The following is a 16,652-nucleotide window of genomic DNA, read 5'->3' on the forward strand; positions in this document are numbered from 1 at the left end:
GTGCTGGAAGTGAATACTCTCGATGCCTTTCGCGGAGTAGCGCGACAAGGAGAACTGATCGCCTTATTGCCGCAGTCTGCCCTAGTAGAGTCGCGTCTCGATCCTACCCTTGCCGTTCGTCCAATCGCTAACACTGACAGCAATGGTTCTCTTGCGCCAGGGTCTAGCTTATCGCGTCAAGTCGTGATGGTGACCAGTCAAGATCGACTCAGCATTCCACCAATTCAATATTTTTGGCAACTGGTGCGAGAACTCGTCCCACCCAAACTGAGTGTAGAAGAAGAGGAGACGTGGGGAGACAAGGGAGAGAAGAGAGCTGAGGGAGTTGAGGGAGAAAGAAATTTACAATCTCCACACCCTACACCCTACACCTTACACCCCACACCCCACTTACCACTAGCCACTAGCCACTAGCCACTTCTACCTACTACTCACTCTCTTGGCAGAGTTTCTTAAAATTGAGTAATGCAAAAGTATTAAAAATTTGAGAATTTCGATCGAGCAATTACATCATGAGCAACGCATTTAGGGATTTACTGCGGAAAGTGGGAAGCGGTAATCATACAGGAGAGGATTTAACTCGCACGGAAGCAGCCGCAGCAACCCGAATGATGTTGTTGGGGGAAGCAACCCCTGCTCAGATTGGTGCGTTTTTGATTGCTCACCGGATTAAACGTCCTACAGGGGCAGAATTAGCAGGCATGTTGGATGTTTACGACGAACTGGGACCAAAACTACAACCTATCGGTAGATCCCGTCCGGTGATGGTTTTGGGCATTCCCTACGATGGACGCGATCGCACCGCGCCGATTAGTCCTCTCACTGCCCTGTTGCTTACGGCTGCGGGGCAACCTACGATTATGCATGGTAGCGATCGGATGCCAACTAAGTATGGCGTGCCATTGGTGGAGATCTGGCAAGGTTTAGGAGTTGATTGGGCGCAACTTGCATTAGATCGAACTCAGCAAGTCTTTGAGACTACCGGTTTGGGATTTGTCTATTTACCCCAACATTTCCCTCTAGCTCAGAACATATTTGAATACCGCGATCAAATTGGCAAGCGTCCGCCTTTTGCCACGATGGAATTAATGTGGTGTCCTTATGCGGGAGCAGCGCAAATTGTGACGGGATACGTACATCCTCCCACGGAACATATGTTTCAAGTTGCTTTGTCTTTACGCGGTACAAACAACTTTACGACAGTCAAAGGATTAGAGGGGAGTTGCGATCTACCCCGAGAACGGACGAATATTATTGGTTTATCTACACCCAATACAACCGATGAATCGGGGTTAATTGCGATTGAGCGCCTGCACCTTTCACCCCGCGATTATGGTTTCAGCAGCCACAATGTCCCCTGCGACGCGACCGAACATTTAGTAGCAGATATGCGATCGGTCTTGCAAGGAAAACCCTCAGAATTGATGCAATCTGCGATTTGGAATGGCGGGTTTTATTTATGGCGGGCTGGTATTTGTGCCGATATTAGTGCGGGAATCACTCAAGCAGAAGCAATGTTTGCTAATGGAGAAGTAGCGCAACAACTGACGCGAATAATTCAAGCAATTGAGTCGATTCAAGTTCGCGATCGCTCCTACAGCCAACTTTTATAGTAGTCATTTGTCATTTGTCATTTGTGAGTGAGTAGGGTGAGCAATGCTCACCTTTATCTATAGTTAGGCAAATTCACTGTTGACCGAGAGATTTTTTCTTGAGTAGAGTTGACGATGACTATTTTTTATATATCCGGTTGATGTGAATCATCGTCCATATGAAAAAGCCTCAAACAGTTGAGAATTTAGAAAATCTCGGTCGCATTCGCTTGTCAAAGAACTTCTTTTTTAGAGATTTTTTATATAGTGAAGTTGCTAACTTTTACGGGAAACCAAATATTCCCGATCGTCCCGAGCTGGCGATTGAAGTGGGTAAACGTTTGTGTGAAGAATTGCTCGAACCACTACAAGCAACTTTCGGTAGAATTACCATTCGTTCTGGTTACAGATCGAAAGAACTTAATCTATTCTGTAACGAGAAAGGACATAATTGCGGTAAGGACAATGCGGCTAGCCATACATGGGATGAGTTACACGAAGGCAAAATGGGAGCCATGGCTTGTATAGTCGTAAATTGGTATTTAGATCGTTACGAACAAAGTGGTGATTTTCGACCTCTAGCATGGTGGGTTCACGACCATTTACCGTATTCCTCGATGTACTTTTTTCCTAAACTTTGTGCTTTTAATCTTGGTTGGTACGAACAACCATCAAGAAGAATTGATAGTTATATTCCACCAAAAGGCTGTCTGACTAAACCAGGGATGGATAATCATACAGGCGACCATAGTGAGTGGTATCAAGGCTTGCCTAAACTAATATTTACATGAAGTGGGCATTGCCCACCCTATTATTTCCTACCATTAGATCCCCGATAAATTCGCTCGGCTTGTTCTGGAGATAGCCAAGATATAGATGAAGATCCTTGTAAACCTCCATTATCTGCACTACTAACAACTTCATAGTGCTGGCGATGAGGGAAATCGCAGGCGATGGGAGGAGGAGGAGCATTACTAACTGTAAACTCGCCTGCGACTGGTCCATCTAGAGGATCGTATTCGCCAAGTTGGGATTGAGGATGGACGTAGGAGTGGCTTTCAGGGTCGTAAGCTAAGACTTCCCCAGTTTCAATGTGATAGATCCAACCGTAGATTTTCAGCTTGCCTTGATACATTCTAGAGTGGACGACGGGATAAGTTCTGAGGTTTTCAATCTGGGTTAAGACATTTTCCGCGATCGCAATTTCTAATAATTCTTCTGTCTGATAAGTTTTATAGTTTTCCTTTATCAGTCGTCTGGTAGCTTCAGCGTGCTTCAGCCAATCGTGAACTAAAGGCATATCTTCCTGGAGTTTATCCAATTGCAGCAATCCTTTCATTGCGCCGCAATGGGAGTGTCCGCAAACGACAATTTGCTCAATTCCCAAGGCATGAATTGCATATTCTACCGCTGCGCCTTCGCCACCATTGGCTGCTCCATAGGGTGGAATAATATTTCCAGCGTTGCGGATGACAAATAATTCTCCAATTTCTGTTTGGGTAATCAAGTTAGGATCGACGCGAGAATCTGAACAGCTAATAAATAAAACTCTCGGTTTCTGTTGGTGAGCCAGTTGTTCAAACAGTTCTGTATGTGTAGAAAAGTAGTTGGTCTTGAAATCCCGCAGCCCTTTGATTAGTCTCTTCATAACTCCATGCCTTTGCTATTTCCCTATTCGATCGCCTCACCGCACCAGAATCGCGATCGCTCTAATTGGTGTAAATCTTCTGACTTTATGAGTCTACCTAAAGCGTTATCAGAAAAAAAGTCATCTTATACATAAATCACAAAATATCTATGCGAATTTCACTAGGTAGACATCAAGAAATTTTATACTGAGTTGCGAAGCAGCAAAGCAACTTTTTCACAACTTCACGCGATTGCTCAGGAGAAAATTCTACTAAATCTAAACTTGAGCTAATAATAGATCGTCGTAGCAGCGTACTTCTTGTAACTGATTGCGATCGCCTACCAGAACAACTTTAGGACAAAAGGCTTCGAGTTCTGCCGGAGTTAATTGAGCGTAGGTCATAATAATAACCCGATCGCCACTCACCCCCAATCTCGCTGCTGCACCGTTTAACTCAATTTTCCCAGAATTTGGAGGAGCAGCGATCGCATAAGTAATTAATCTTTCACCATTATTTACGTTGACGACTTGCACTTGTTCATAGGGTAATATCCCAGCAGCATCTAACAAAGCGCGATCGATACTGATGCTACCCACGTAGTTAATATTTGCTCCTGTTAAGGTGCAATTGTGGATTTTGGCGAGGAGAAATGTGCGTTGCATGGCGAGACACTGGAGGTATTTTGTAGAGGCGTTACAGAGAACGTCTCTACATATAGTGAAGGTAAGGTGCTTATTTAGTTTCTGATTCTGAGTCGCGACCTTTTTCGCTACCAGCCTTAATACACTGTTCTACTAAGGGCATGACGCGATCGACATCTTGCCAACCGCGAATTTCCGTGACCTTCTTTTCTAAATTTTTATAGCTGCGGAAGAATTCGGCAATTTCGTCTAAACGGTGAGGCGCAATATCGTTGAGAGATTTGACGTTTGCATAACGCGGGTCTTTATCGGGGACGCAGAGAATTTTTTCATCGCGATCGCCACCATCGATCATTTCTAGCATCCCGATTGGTCTGGCGGCGATGATGCAGCCTGGAAAAGTTGGTTCGTCTATTAATACCATTCCATCCAGTGGATCGCCATCATCAGCTAAGGTATTAGGCACAAAACCGTAATCGTAGGGATACTGCACTGAGGAATATAACACTCTGTCTAAAGCAAAAGCTTGCAGATCCTTGTCGTATTCGTACTTATTTTTGCTGCCAGCAGCAATTTCAATCAAAACGTTAATTAAACCTGGCTTTGGTTGAGCCGGAATGCGGGATAAGTCCACAATAATTCTCCAAGATGACAGCTAATAGCGATCGATGCGCGATCGCTTCACCTGTAGCATTTTAGGCTAATATGGACGGCTTAGAGTGACAGCTAGCAGTAAATCTTCTGCTGCTAGCTATCCAGTTTAAAACATGCTTCCCCCCAGGTAAAATCTGAATCGAATGGGACTCAAGCACTATGCATTGGCAACTTTAGTCATTTGTCCTTTGTAGCGAATAGGAAAGGGGCTGCTCTAGCTGCACGTCATTTGACGAGTAGTGAGCGATCGCCAGTAGAGGTACGATGAGCGTCAACACCGCGATCGCCGTTCCTACAATTTCTGCCAACCTATGGGGTGATTTCTCACCAGAGCTGACAGAATTACTACTACTTGATTCCATAAAAAATGTTCAAAACCTAGCTTTGGGAGAGTTCAAAGAACTTTATACGTCGATTAGGGCAAACTTATGCTCTATCTTTTTCTATTCTAACTGCTCTCCCCAGAAAGACTGTTTGCTATTCAACAATCTCAAAACAAGGAACTAGGGACTGGGGATACTCCTACTCGCAGGGATATCTCTCGCTCCTAATCCTAGCCGTTTGCACATGCGTCCCAACTCTGTTTGCTCTGTTGGGGTGAGAACGCTCATTTCTTCAACGACAGCCGCAACGTGCGTCGGAAAGATATCACCGATCAGGTGCTTGCCTTTTTCTGTTAAATGTACCTTGATGCAACGGCGATCTCCAACTTCTCGTTCCCGTCTTACCAGCTGCCGCTTTTCTAAATTATCGATCACTAAAGTCATGTTACCACCGCTTTTGAGCAGTTTCTCTGCTAAATCTCGCTGATGGAGAGGTCCCAGGTGATAAAGTGCTTCTAGCACCCCAAATTGACTTAGGGTCAAATCTACATCGATCAAATGACGATGAATCCGATTCGATACCGATTCTGCCGCTCGAACTAACTTGACTAGCGTATCTAAGGCGAGAACCTCCTGTTGTGTGCCGAGGTGTTTTGTACCCATTAATTGTTTCACATTAAATAATTCAATATTACCTTATTCAGGAAAGATCTCGTTGTCAATTAATCTCAAGGCGATCGCTAAATGTAGGATGAATCTTTTCTGTGCTTTCCCTCCCCCTGCCGTTTTCTGAAAATTCGCTGTTGCATCTAGCCGCCAAGCAAGTAAGATAGTGGAGAAAAATCATCTACTAGAAAAAATTAGCATCTATCTATGGATAGAAAAACAAAGCGTCTGACACTTCTGATTGTTTCCTGTAGCGCAGCCGGTGTGATTTTGGGGGGTACGTCAAGCTGGGCGGAAAGTAAACAGTGTTTGCAAGCTAACAATGTCACCAGCGACTGTTTGACTCAAAATTCTGTCATGAAAACTTTACAAGGCATGAGTACGGGTTTAATTGCGGGTGCAGGTGCAGCGTTTGGCGCAGCATGGCAGTTAAGGAATGAAGATTGAGCGAGAGGGGCTAGGGTTGGTTGTTCGGTTGTCAGGGTAGAGGCGTTACATGTAACGTCTGTACAAAGTTGTCAGTTGTCAGTTGAGCTACTAACCGTTAGCTACTCGCTAACTATGAGTTCGTCTTTGTCAGTAATATTACTACATATAAGAACGTCGTGCGTATTTTCAGGTGCGATCGCAGATCTCTTGTTACTATTAACCGTTTATTTTTTATTGAGTTATTTGTTGTTGTTACTACGAGTATGTAAGTAAATCTTTGTTGCTAGCAAGTTTCTTTTAAAAAATACGTGAATTTGGTATTGCAGGGCACCACTTTGCCAAAAGTTTTTAAAGAATCAATAAAATTTCATATCACCTCTCAGTAAAAACTCTCTGTTAACAATTTTCCGTGAAATCTCGATTGAGCCACAATAAAGAAATCGTTAAATTTATATATAGATTGCTGACGCTAAAGCGTTTTAGTAATTAAAACATCTAGCACAAACTAACAGAAAGTATTCAAATAGATCTGTCAATTGATAGATTATGTGGCAATAAACAGCCTTTTATTAATAGCTATCTGTACATTTATTGTTCTAATTTATGTGCTTGAGCGAATAGCCGTAGCTACGCAAGTATCTTCGTAAATTTGACACGCCAGCTTTCAACTATCTAACTTCAGCTATTTCGCTTGAAGTATAGGTTGGCTCGTGCAAATTTTTTTCAGCAAATAACTTACCTATCTGGAATTCACTTGAGATTCCACCATCGCCCTAATTATTCATAGGAAAAATATTGTGAAGCGATATCCCCATCTTCTTAAATATACTAAAAAAATTCTACAAGGATTGAGCCTCATAGCTGTACTGTGCAGTCCTACTACTGTCTTAGCTGACCCTGTTGGCGATGGTTGGGCGCTTGTGTTCAGCGATGATTTTAATGGTACGCAACTCGACAAAAAGAAATGGAGTACTTGTTATTGGTGGGGCAACACTGGCTGTACGAATGGTGGTAGTGGAGACGTGCAGTGGTATCAACCAGATGATGTATTTGTGAACAATGGCATTCTCCGTTTGAGAGCCCAAAAACGCAAAATGAATGGCTATGAATATACCTCTGGAATGGTTTCCTCGCACGATAAGTTTGCTTTTCAGTATGGTTATGCCGAAATGCGAGCAAAAATGCCTAACGGTCGGGGTTTTTGGACAACTTTCTGGCTAGCGTCTCAACGTAGAGCGTGGCCTCCAGAAATTGATATTGCTGAGTATTTAGGTAGCCAACCCAACAACATGCATATGACCTACCACTATTCCACTCCAACTAGCAAGCACCAAAGCTCTCCTTGGGCATATACCGGGGCTGATTTTTCTGCCGACTACCACACATATGCAGTGGAATGGAATCCTAAAGAAATCATTTGGTATATCGATGGTATGGAACGGCGGCGCTACACGGCTACAGAACACATTTCTGCGGAAGCAATGTATGTGATGGCAACATTTGCCCTTGGTAAGGCTTGGATTAATACCCCACCGGATGAGACAACTCCGTTTCCCAGTTACTACAACGTCGATTACATTAAGGTGTGGCGACACAAAGATAGTCCGTCAACACGCGCAGTCACATCGATAATTTCTGAAGCTGAAGGTCTGAAAGTAGCAGCTAAATCCAACGTGGCTCATGTCACATTTTTAGGGAACGCCAAAGCAGACGCTAAGTTAAGCAATCACATGGGAACGATGCTTGACTCGAATAAAGTGGATGATTCTGTCACTTATACAGTCAACATACCAGAAGCCAGAACTTTTAATGTCAGGGTTGGAGTCAAACGATATCACAATAGAGGCAAATTTCAACTTTCGATTGGTGGCACTAACTGCGGTAATCCTCAAGACCTCTATGCTTCATCTTCTGATTACGTAGAGCTAGATTTAGGAAACATTACATTTGATGCTTCTGGTAACAAATCTTTTAAATTTACCGTAGTGGATAAAAATGCTCAAAGCAGCAGTTATAAGCTAGCATTTGACTACATCAAATTGACTCCAAAATGACCGTAGAAGTGATGAGTGAGAAGTAAGAAAATATCTCTTCAGTGAGGTTGCTAGCTAATCGTAGAGGCGCGAAATATCGTGTCTCTACAAAGCTTTCAACCAAATTCAACCAAAGCCCTCAGACAGATTATCTCATCCTATTAGTTACCTGACTTATAGATCCGCTTCTCTCTATGGGGAATTGTATATATGTTGAACTTTTGCTTGATAATTAACCAGAAGAAGGGTAGATCTTCTACTAAATATCGTTTCCACAATCTATGAGGTTCTAACAAAAGTCTATACAACCATTCAAAGCCTACTTCGCTCATCCATTTCGGCGCTCGCTTGACATTTCCTGCTTCAAAATCGATCGTTGCACCTACAGCCAAAAAAAAATCAATCTTAGGTAGCTTGTTTCGATACTGATAAATCCATTTTTCTTGTTTTGGCGCTCCCACCCCGATTGCTAATACTGTAGCTCCCGAGCGATTAATCATTTCAACTATTTCTGCGCATTCTAGTTCGTTACGGTCAAACCCCAAAGAGGGAGAATGAGCGGCAACTACTAGATTTCTACCTATTTTTTTATTGATCTTTTCTTGTGCCTTAGCCGCAGTTTCTTTTTGTCCACCTAGTAAGAAAATCTTGATTTTTTCATTGTTTCTGTGATAGGTACAGAAGGCAGGAAAAAAATCTGAACCAGAGATTTTTTCTTTAATTGGCGTACCCAAAAATCGCGAGGCATAGACCAATATTTGACTATCACATAGTTTGTAGTCAGCTATCTCGTAAGCTCGCAAAAACTCGCGATCGCATTGTAACTTCATCAGATGATCTACATTAGGCGTAAACACAACCCCTGACTTTAGCTGCCTCAGTAGTTCTTTGATACTTAAATTGTCAAAATCCAAGTTTAATAGATTAACTTTCCGCATTGATTTATTAGCTCCTCAATCGAGCCTTAAACTGAGACTATCACTTGACGATCTACTGACCAGTTACACCAACTAGTTATAGCTGTATCTACCGACATTGCAATCCAAGACATATTGAGTAGCCAGTTTATTTCTCCTATCATTCCGATAATCATGCCATGAAATTGCCATAGTATACTATTAGGTGTGCAATCTAGTTGTCAACCCTTGGGAAAACTTTATATTTGTTTATTTAATAACACCTCAAGGGATAACAATTTCATAGAAATATGTCGGAATTCAGTAGTTTATATATAAGTTGGTGGTATTTGTGAAGGTTGTCAGCGCCGTTATGGTTGTACCGACAAAAAGCAAGTATCAAAACGAACAATTTCTTCCTTCTCGACCCGAGATACTTCAGGTACAAATTTGTAATGCAGGGTTACCGTCAAAACAGAGCGCGTTGTTTGTTTCGTGTATCAGAATGACAATTTACGTGTTCGCTCTCACGTAAAGATTGCTGACGAGAATAGAATCGGACTTACAGTTAAAAAGGCTTCGCCGCAAGAATTGTAGCTGGGTCTTATATTACTTAAGTGTCCTCAAACTATATTTCGTTCTCATGCTAGCTACAGGTAGCGGATAATATCGTCTTCCTCTCGACATAGCTAGAGTGGAGTATTTTGCGTAAATATTGGCATTGCCAAATACTGGAATACATAATGTGGTCTAATGAATAAAAACTGAGGCAGCAATGATGAGGGAACTTTTTTTAACCAAAAAAGTCAACGGGCGTCAATAGATAATGTCTGCTTCATCACTAAGTAGTTTGGACGACTGCTAATGTTGGCACGGAACAATTCTGAGACCGACTGTTCTACTCAGAATTGTCAAATTCAATACATAACCGATCTCAACATGCAAAACTTTTTCTACTCCAGCGCTTTCAATTTCCTTTCAAGAGTGCCAATTACAGTAGTATTGCCTCTAGCGCGCAGTTGAAAGCAGCACCGAGATCGAAATCTACAGGGTTATGAGTTGGTTCTGGGGCTTGATGTTTGTTAGTATGTTCCCGAGCTAAACATCATAATAAGTGGAAATTGTAAACTCTGACACTGTTTAGCAAATGCTCAACCGATCGCACGCGATCGCAACTTTAGCAACCGATGCACGCTGTGGTATCTGCTTTTACCGTTTAAACATCCGTTCCCAAATACAGTTGGTGGTTCTACGATTCAGCATTCAGACAATTTAAACCTTACAGCCACTTATATCTGAAGTCATGAAAATAGCTTACCTCACTACATATGATGTTCTAAATCAGGCAAAGTGGCCCAAGTACCAATCTGGTTTATGTGCAGCAGGCTATTTCTTAGCACGGACTCTGGAAGAACAAAATGTACAACTCGATCTCGTGGGACCTTTAGAGGCAAAAAATACGCTATCGACTAGAGTAAAACGACGAATATATACTTCTGTGCTGAAAAAGCAATACTATCACTGGACCGATCCTGCTGTTTTGCGCACTTATGCCAATCAAGCCATACAGAAAATGTCGCAATTCAATTCGGATGCAATCTTATGTCCAGAAAATTCTCTGCCAATTTCATATCTTGACTCTCATCTACCGATAGTTTTATGGTCTGATGCGACACTTTATTCACTGATCAACTTTTATCCTTATCTCAGTAATCTCTGCCGAGAAAACTTTCATAATATTACGGCAATAGAAAAAGCAGCACTCGATCGCTGTGAGATAATTATCTATACCTCTGACTGGGCAGCTCAAACTGCAATTGACGCTTATGGTGTCGAACCATCAAAGGTCAGAGTCATTCCTTGGGGTGCAAATATAGAATGCGATCGCAGCTTTGATGATGTGAATAATATCGTGGAAGCGAGGAATAATAAAACTTGCAAGCTGTTATTTTTTGCTGTGGAATGGTTGCGTAAGGGTGGAGATGTAGCTTTAGCAGTAACCAAAGCATTAAATGAGGCTGGTTTACCAACAGAATTAACTGTAGTAGGATGTCATCCGCCTGAGTCGGAAACCTTACCGAATTATGTTAAAGTTATTGGCTATATTAATAAATCAACAGCAGATGGTCGAACTGCGCTCGATCGAATTTTAGCTGATTCGCATTTTCTGATCCTACCTACCCGCGCCGATTGCGCTCCTCATGTTTTAATTGAAGCTAACTCTTTTGGCGTTCCCTGTTTAACTACAAATGTAGGTGGAATCAAAACACTTGTTAAAGATGATGTGAATGGAAAAGTCTTCGAGCTAGACACAAATATATCCGAGTACTGCACTTACGTAACTCATTTATTCGAGCATTACAATCGGTATAAAGCCTTAGCTAATTCTTCTTTTTATGAGTATGAAATTCGGCTCAACTGGACTGTGGCAGCCAAGGAAGCAAAAAAGTTAATTATAGATTTAATATAGCAAGTCTAATTTTTTGAGCAAGTTCTGTTATAATTTGCTAGATTTTGCTGAACTTAACTAAATATGAACATAGCTTTTGTGACTCATTATGATATTTTCAACAGCAATAAGTGGCATCCAAAAGCAATCGGGTTTAGTGGCACGAGTTACTATAAAGCCCAATCACTCAAAGATCGGTTTCCCGATTTTGAATATATTGGTCCGTTAACAGAACGGCATTCTCTAGGGACTAAATTTAAAAGACGTTTGTATAGATATTTGTCTACCAAAGCTTATTACGATTGGGCTGCAATCGATTTGCAAAAGAATTACGCTCGACAAATTAATACCAAATTGTCAAATAGTAACTCTCAGTTAGTTGTTTGTCCAGATATTTCTACAATCGCCTATGTCGAATGCCAGCAGCCGATTGTTTTATGGACGACAAATACCTATGGAGCTTGCATTGATTTCTATGATGATTTTAGCAATCTTTGCCGAGAAACGATTGACGATCTCGTAACGCTCGATCGACTTGCCCTCAGTAAAGTGCAACTGGCGGTTTTCCCCTCCACTTGGGCGGCGGAAGCAGCAATGAATAGCTATCAAATCGATCGCAGTAAGATTAAGATCGTACCATATGGAGCCAATATAGAATGCGATCGCACGATTGACGACATTCAAAACTTAGTAGAAGCAAGAACAGCAGAGCGATGTAAGTTATTGTTTCTCGGAGTCAGTTGGTATCGTAAAGGAGGAGATATAGCTTTAAAAGTTGCTAAAAAACTCAAACAACTAGGTATCGATGTCGAGTTGACAGTTGTTGGTTGTCAACCTATAACCGACGAACCATTACCAGATTACGTGGTTAATGTTGGGTTTATTAAAAAATCCGATCCAGAGGGTAGCGATCGCTTAAATCAATTAATTTCTGAGTCTCACTTTTTAATTTTACCATCTAGAGCCGAGACTTATGGAAATGTGCTTTGCGAAGCTAATTCATTTGGAGTTCCTTGTCTGACAACTAAAGTTGGCGGAATTCCTAGTATTATTCAAGATAATGTGAATGGAAAACTATTTGCCTTAGACGCTGACGTTAAAGACTATTGCGAGTATATAGCCCATTTATTTACTAACTATGCCCAATACAAACAACTAGCATATCATTCATTTCACGAATATGAAACTCGTCTTAACTGGTCGGCAGCAGGAAAATCAATGCAAACCCTCATTACAGAAAAATTTAGCTAATAAATTTAGGTACGATCTGCTGTTGTTGCAGCATCTCTAAACTTAATAGTTGTTTATTTAATTCTGATTGTCTCATGTTTTCCTGATTTTGAAACAAGGCAGTGAAAGCTCCAGCCCCCATACCATCTTGCGGGAATAGACGATAACAAGGAACAGTGGTTAAATGAGATTGATAACGCTCTAAATGAGAAATCTCGACAGGTTGAAATTGCGGAAATCTAGCTAAAAACCACTCGCAGACTTGCTCGTTTTCTTCGATTGAATAAGTACAAGTCATGTAGGCGAGATAGCCTTGAGGGGCAACAACTTGAGCCGAGTTAGCAATAATTCTTTTTTGTCTGCTAGCATTTTTATTAATTAAAGTTGGATGAAAGCATCCTAATGCTTTATCACCTTTAGCTAGCAAAGATTGCCCGGTACAAGGAGCATCAACGAGCGCAAGACTGCAAGTATGAGGTACGCGCTGAGTCCAAATCTGCGGATCGATATTTGTCACAGCAGTAGGGCTAATTTGACAACGTTTTAAGTTAGAAATTAGCATTCCCAGACGCTTGCCAATAACTTCATTGCTTATCAGTAATTCTGGCTGCAATGCTTTCCAGGCAAAAATTCCTTTTCCTCCTGGTGCAGCACACATATCTAAAATAGTTGAAATTGGTTGAGAGATAGCTAGCAAGGTTGAAGCAGCAAATACTGAGGAAAAATCTAAGCAATAGTAATAACCGTCCTCATGTAAAGGAGACTGTCCTGGTTTTTCACCAGGTGATACGCAATCTACAAAAGCAGGTTGCCATGTAGTTGCAGTTGTTACTGCAAATGGTAAAGATTCAGGCTTTTGCCGACACCAGATAATGCAGGTAGGAAAAGATTGCGGCTGAGTTAAGGCTTGAATAAATTGCTCTTTTGCTGTTGAATCGTCAAATAAACGCCGACTGAGCTTAAGCAACAAATTTGAAGGCTTGTCCACTCAATGAAAATCAAAGCTCTGCGTTTTCTATTGTAGTGGGAATGGGAAGTCAGTTATCAGTGAAGAAAGGGAGTAGGGAGCAGGGAGTAGGGAAGAACTTACAACTTGCCACCAACAAATGACAAATGACAAATGACCAAGGACAAATGACAATCTAATTGCGTTGCCAAACCTTGATATGGTCGATTTCTAGATTATTTGGTAAAGGCGTAGAGTTGTCGGGAGGGCTATTCGTCCACGCTTTGCCGAGAGCAAGAGTTGCTGTAACGTACATTGCTTCGTCGGGAATATTGCCACTATTGGTATAACGCCGCCGTTCGACACCATCCACGTACCAAACGAGTTTATCTGCTTCCCATAACAAGCCATATGTATGATAGCCGCCAGAAAAATCAATTCCACCCCACCAGCCAGATGATGATTCGTGAGCGCCACTACCGTTTTTATAGTGGATCGTCATGTGGACATTGTTTGTATTAGAACCCACAAATTCGGCAACATCTATTTCTGGAGGCCAGTTTTTGTTTTGTGATAATAACCATAGTGTGGGCCAGAAGCCATTGCCTTTAGGCACTTTTGCGCGAAACTCTACGTAACCGTACTGAAAAGCAAACTTATCGTGAGATGCAATCATTCCAGAAGTGTAGTTTAAACCATTAGACGGCTTTCGCTCTGCACGCAAACGTAAGGTTCCACCTCCTACTGATACATTATTCGGGCTAAACCATTGCAAATCGCCAGCGCCGCCATTCGTACACCCATTGGGAGCCCAATAAAAACAGGGAGTCCACTTACCAGTATCTAATCCAGAACCGTTGAAGTCGTCGCTAAACTTGAGCTGCCAGTTACCAGCAGGAGGATCGGCTAGTGCTGCTGTGGGGCAACACGCCATCATTAAGGCACTAAAAGCTACCAAAACCTTATCCTTCCAGTTACGCAACCGAAGGTTTTGTTGCATGTAAATATTTCCTTTTGATTCAATTTCAAGAGGAGATAGCAGTTGTTGATGAGCTATTGAGTGCCGAAAAAACAAAAAGCTATCTCTTGACGCACCGTATTAATAAACCATTTCGATCGGTGTAGAGTCAAGAAAAAAAATTTTTTGTGCAGTATTTATGCAGCTAAAGCGGAGTTTTATTTCTGGCAAACGAAAATACTAAGCGAGTTGTTTAGCTTGCAACCCTTTCGTTATAGTAGTTGTATCGATCGCTTGGTTTACGAAACGAGTCGAAAATATAACCATAAATATCTAAATTACAAAATAGCCAATTTGTGATGTATTGATATTTATAAAAATTTATCAATTTCTGAATAAGGTAAATATTACTGAATAGTAAAATACCGATTTATTGTTTTATAAAGTTTTTCTTATTAAATTGACAAAATATTTGTAATATATTGAAATTTCGATCGCATCTGTGGCTTTCAAGGGAACAAGGGAGAAGTCGCAAGTCATAAGTCAAAAGCCTCTCACCTCTCACCTCCATTCCCTTTGACCAAAAACTACTTCTTCACGTAATGATAGATATCAAAATTAGTCAGTTGCAGATGAGACTCTAGTTTGTAAGACTTAGCCATTGAGCTTTCTAAATCAAAATTTCTTTTCTTTTCCCAAAAAGCTTGGTCGCTAATTGCAATAATTGCCGTGTTTGCATTTTTAGTAACGCGACTGACTTCTGCTGCTAACTGAGTTGTGTCGAGTCCTAAGCCGTCTATTGTTAGAGGATCGCCATAATAAGGTAGCAAGTAAGGCACGCCGTAAAGAAGCACGGATTTGGTATCTTGGCTATTGTTCTTACTCAGATATTGGGCAATTTCACGGTAGTTTTCCCGCTGATATCTGGGTTCAAAATAATAGTTGTAGTTGGCATACAAATTGAGTAGTAGTAACACAATAAATGCCAGACGATACAAATGCTGCCAGTTTGTTTTTTTACTAGAGGAGCCAGATCTCAGCGCAATTGGTAATAGAAATGCTAGGGGAATGTAGATATAAAAAGAATGGCGAGGGAGCCAATTAAATTTAGTCACAATCGCAAAAGCAAGTGCGATAATAAAGGCTGCTGTAAAGGTAATCAGAAAAAATCTGTCGATTGGACGATATTGTTTATATTCTGGCGATCGCGCCTTTAAGCCTCTGACAAGTCCGATAATAATAATGCTAGCAACTAATCCAAACAGTAATAAAACAGGTAAATAATTGAAAATGAGTTGCAGGCGATCGCCACCACGCATCTGTTCGATTGGTGGACCGTAAGTTTCTCCGACTAATAAGCCGTAGAAAACAAAAGCTATATTCTGAATAACTGATTGATTCGATGGCGTGACGTGAACTTTTGTCGGATCGGTAGCTACAGGGGAAGCTAGATAAAATATTGCCGCAGGTAGACAGGCAATTGCTACAGGTAGCCACCATTGCAGCCACCGCTTAATATTTTTAGAAACTAGCAGGTGAGCGATACACAGAGCGAGAGTATAAATTCCAATAAAAATGCTACAGAAAAGACCGACCGCTGTAGTTATACAAAATAGCACCTGCGCGATCGCCGTACCTCTAACATTTTTCTGCGGTAAGATTTGACTGAGGAAATATAACTGTAGAGATGCTAAAAATAAGAGTAAAGTATACGCTCTCGTTTGCTGGCTGTAATAAACTCCGTAAGCACTAAACGATAAAAAGAGCGTCAACCATAGAGCGTGTTTCCTCCCGTAAAGTTGCCATGCAGTAGTACACAAAACAACGATCGTGCCAATTCCTAGTAAAGCAGAAAGGGAGCGAACAGCAAATTCGCTACTACCGAATAATTGTCGCCAAAAATATAATACTAAATAATACAACGGCTGAAAGCGATCGCCAGTATCTGTAGTAACAATTGTGGAAATAATAGCTTGAATGCTCGTGCCGTCAGAATAATATAAACTAGCACCTTCATCCAGCCATAAACTCTTATCTTGCAAAAGGAAAAATCGCAGAAAAATGCCGATTGCAAGAGTTAAGCCAATAACTAGATAGTACTTAAAATTAGAGGCTCTAATGCGTTCTCGTGACGTTCTTTGTAACAACATAAGATAAGTCGTAAGTCGTAAGTCATTCACCCTGCTCGTGCGCTCCCTGCTCCC

18 protein-coding genes are annotated in these 16,652 nt (G+C 41.4%); 9 read left to right on the forward strand and 9 right to left on the reverse strand.

The window, feature by feature from the left end; all coding sequences use genetic code 11:
* The 3 genes from ACRC32_RS10940 to ACRC32_RS10950 form a co-directional block, all read left to right on the forward strand.
* Positions 1–414 (forward strand): LysR substrate-binding domain-containing protein (locus tag ACRC32_RS10940; RefSeq protein ID WP_438553982.1); only part of this gene is annotated, 414 nt, incomplete at its 5' end.
* A gap of 98 nt (positions 415–512) precedes the next feature.
* Complete coding sequence (locus ACRC32_RS10945; RefSeq protein WP_438553983.1) at positions 513–1,613, forward strand: anthranilate phosphoribosyltransferase family protein; 1,101 nt, start codon at positions 513–515, stop codon at positions 1,611–1,613.
* Positions 1,614–1,771: 158 nt separating this feature from the next.
* Positions 1,772–2,383, forward strand: a complete 612-nt coding sequence (locus ACRC32_RS10950) for a hypothetical protein (RefSeq protein ID WP_438553984.1) — start codon at positions 1,772–1,774, stop codon at positions 2,381–2,383.
* Between the two features lie 20 nt (positions 2,384–2,403).
* Here ACRC32_RS10950 and ACRC32_RS10955 read toward each other — a convergent pair whose 3' ends face one another.
* Positions 2,404–3,240 (reverse strand): carbonic anhydrase, encoded by an 837-nt coding sequence (locus tag ACRC32_RS10955; protein ID WP_438553985.1) that lies wholly within the window; start codon positions 3,238–3,240, stop codon positions 2,404–2,406.
* Positions 3,241–3,246: 6 nt separating this feature from the next.
* Between ACRC32_RS10955 and ACRC32_RS10960 the strand changes: the two genes are divergently transcribed.
* On the forward strand, positions 3,247–3,375 hold the full coding sequence (locus tag ACRC32_RS10960) for a hypothetical protein (protein ID WP_438553986.1): 129 nt from the start codon (positions 3,247–3,249) through the stop codon (positions 3,373–3,375).
* A 123-nt stretch (positions 3,376–3,498) separates the two neighbouring features.
* On the opposite strand, the gene panD is transcribed toward ACRC32_RS10960, so the two are convergent.
* From panD to ACRC32_RS10980, 4 genes are all read right to left on the reverse strand, one after another.
* Positions 3,499–3,885, reverse strand: coding sequence for an aspartate 1-decarboxylase (panD, locus tag ACRC32_RS10965; protein ID WP_438553987.1), 387 nt, complete (start codon positions 3,883–3,885; stop codon positions 3,499–3,501).
* Between the two features lie 70 nt (positions 3,886–3,955).
* Entirely contained in the window at positions 3,956–4,498 is a 543-nt protein-coding gene (locus ACRC32_RS10970) for an inorganic diphosphatase (RefSeq protein ID WP_438553988.1), read from the reverse strand.
* Between the two features lie 193 nt (positions 4,499–4,691).
* Positions 4,692–4,880 (reverse strand): hypothetical protein, encoded by a 189-nt coding sequence (locus ACRC32_RS10975; RefSeq protein WP_438553989.1) that lies wholly within the window; start codon positions 4,878–4,880, stop codon positions 4,692–4,694.
* A gap of 141 nt (positions 4,881–5,021) precedes the next feature.
* Positions 5,022–5,504, reverse strand: a complete 483-nt coding sequence (locus tag ACRC32_RS10980) for a MarR family winged helix-turn-helix transcriptional regulator (protein ID WP_438553990.1) — start codon at positions 5,502–5,504, stop codon at positions 5,022–5,024.
* Between the two features lie 210 nt (positions 5,505–5,714).
* Between ACRC32_RS10980 and ACRC32_RS10985 the strand changes: the two genes are divergently transcribed.
* Both ACRC32_RS10985 and ACRC32_RS10990 read left to right on the forward strand, forming a co-directional pair.
* Entirely contained in the window at positions 5,715–5,954 is a 240-nt protein-coding gene (locus ACRC32_RS10985) for a hypothetical protein (RefSeq protein WP_015154818.1), read from the forward strand.
* A 779-nt stretch (positions 5,955–6,733) separates the two neighbouring features.
* Positions 6,734–7,990 carry a glycoside hydrolase family 16 protein gene (locus ACRC32_RS10990; protein WP_438553991.1) on the forward strand — a complete coding sequence of 419 codons (1,257 nt, stop codon included), beginning with the start codon at positions 6,734–6,736 and terminating at the stop codon, positions 7,988–7,990.
* 140 nt (positions 7,991–8,130) lie between these two features.
* On the opposite strand, the gene ACRC32_RS10995 is transcribed toward ACRC32_RS10990, so the two are convergent.
* Complete coding sequence (locus tag ACRC32_RS10995; RefSeq protein WP_438553992.1) at positions 8,131–8,907, reverse strand: WecB/TagA/CpsF family glycosyltransferase; 777 nt, start codon at positions 8,905–8,907, stop codon at positions 8,131–8,133.
* Positions 8,908–10,012: 1,105 nt separating this feature from the next.
* On the opposite strand from ACRC32_RS10995, the gene ACRC32_RS11000 reads away from it, so the two are divergent.
* The 3 genes from ACRC32_RS11000 (at position 10,013) to ACRC32_RS11010 (ending at position 12,565) form a co-directional block, all read left to right on the forward strand.
* On the forward strand, positions 10,013–10,141 hold the full coding sequence (locus ACRC32_RS11000; protein WP_438553993.1) for a hypothetical protein: 129 nt from the start codon (positions 10,013–10,015) through the stop codon (positions 10,139–10,141).
* Positions 10,142–10,168: 27 nt separating this feature from the next.
* A complete protein-coding gene (locus ACRC32_RS11005; protein ID WP_438553994.1) occupies positions 10,169–11,335 on the forward strand; it encodes a glycosyltransferase family 4 protein in 1,167 nt (388 codons plus the stop codon).
* 63 nt (positions 11,336–11,398) lie between these two features.
* Complete coding sequence (locus tag ACRC32_RS11010; protein ID WP_438553995.1) at positions 11,399–12,565, forward strand: glycosyltransferase family 4 protein; 1,167 nt, start codon at positions 11,399–11,401, stop codon at positions 12,563–12,565.
* On the opposite strand, the gene ACRC32_RS11015 is transcribed toward ACRC32_RS11010, so the two are convergent.
* The 3 genes from ACRC32_RS11015 to ACRC32_RS11025 all read right to left on the reverse strand — a co-directional run bounded on the left by ACRC32_RS11015 (position 12,558) and on the right by ACRC32_RS11025 (position 16,628).
* Entirely contained in the window at positions 12,558–13,532 is a 975-nt protein-coding gene (locus ACRC32_RS11015) for an RsmB/NOP family class I SAM-dependent RNA methyltransferase (protein ID WP_438553996.1), read from the reverse strand. The genes ACRC32_RS11010 and ACRC32_RS11015 overlap by 8 nt on opposite strands.
* Before the next feature lie 154 nt (positions 13,533–13,686).
* Positions 13,687–14,490, reverse strand: a complete 804-nt coding sequence (locus tag ACRC32_RS11020; RefSeq protein WP_438553997.1) for a glycoside hydrolase family 16 protein — start codon at positions 14,488–14,490, stop codon at positions 13,687–13,689.
* Between the two features lie 545 nt (positions 14,491–15,035).
* Positions 15,036–16,628: a glycosyltransferase family 39 protein gene (locus ACRC32_RS11025; protein ID WP_438553998.1), complete on the reverse strand. Its 1,593-nt coding sequence runs from the start codon at positions 16,626–16,628 to the stop codon at positions 15,036–15,038.
* Positions 16,629–16,652 lie beyond the last annotated feature (24 nt).

This window comes from Chroococcidiopsis sp., from assembly GCF_051657925.1.
GTDB lineage: Bacteria > Cyanobacteriota > Cyanobacteriia > Cyanobacteriales > Chroococcidiopsidaceae > Chroococcidiopsis.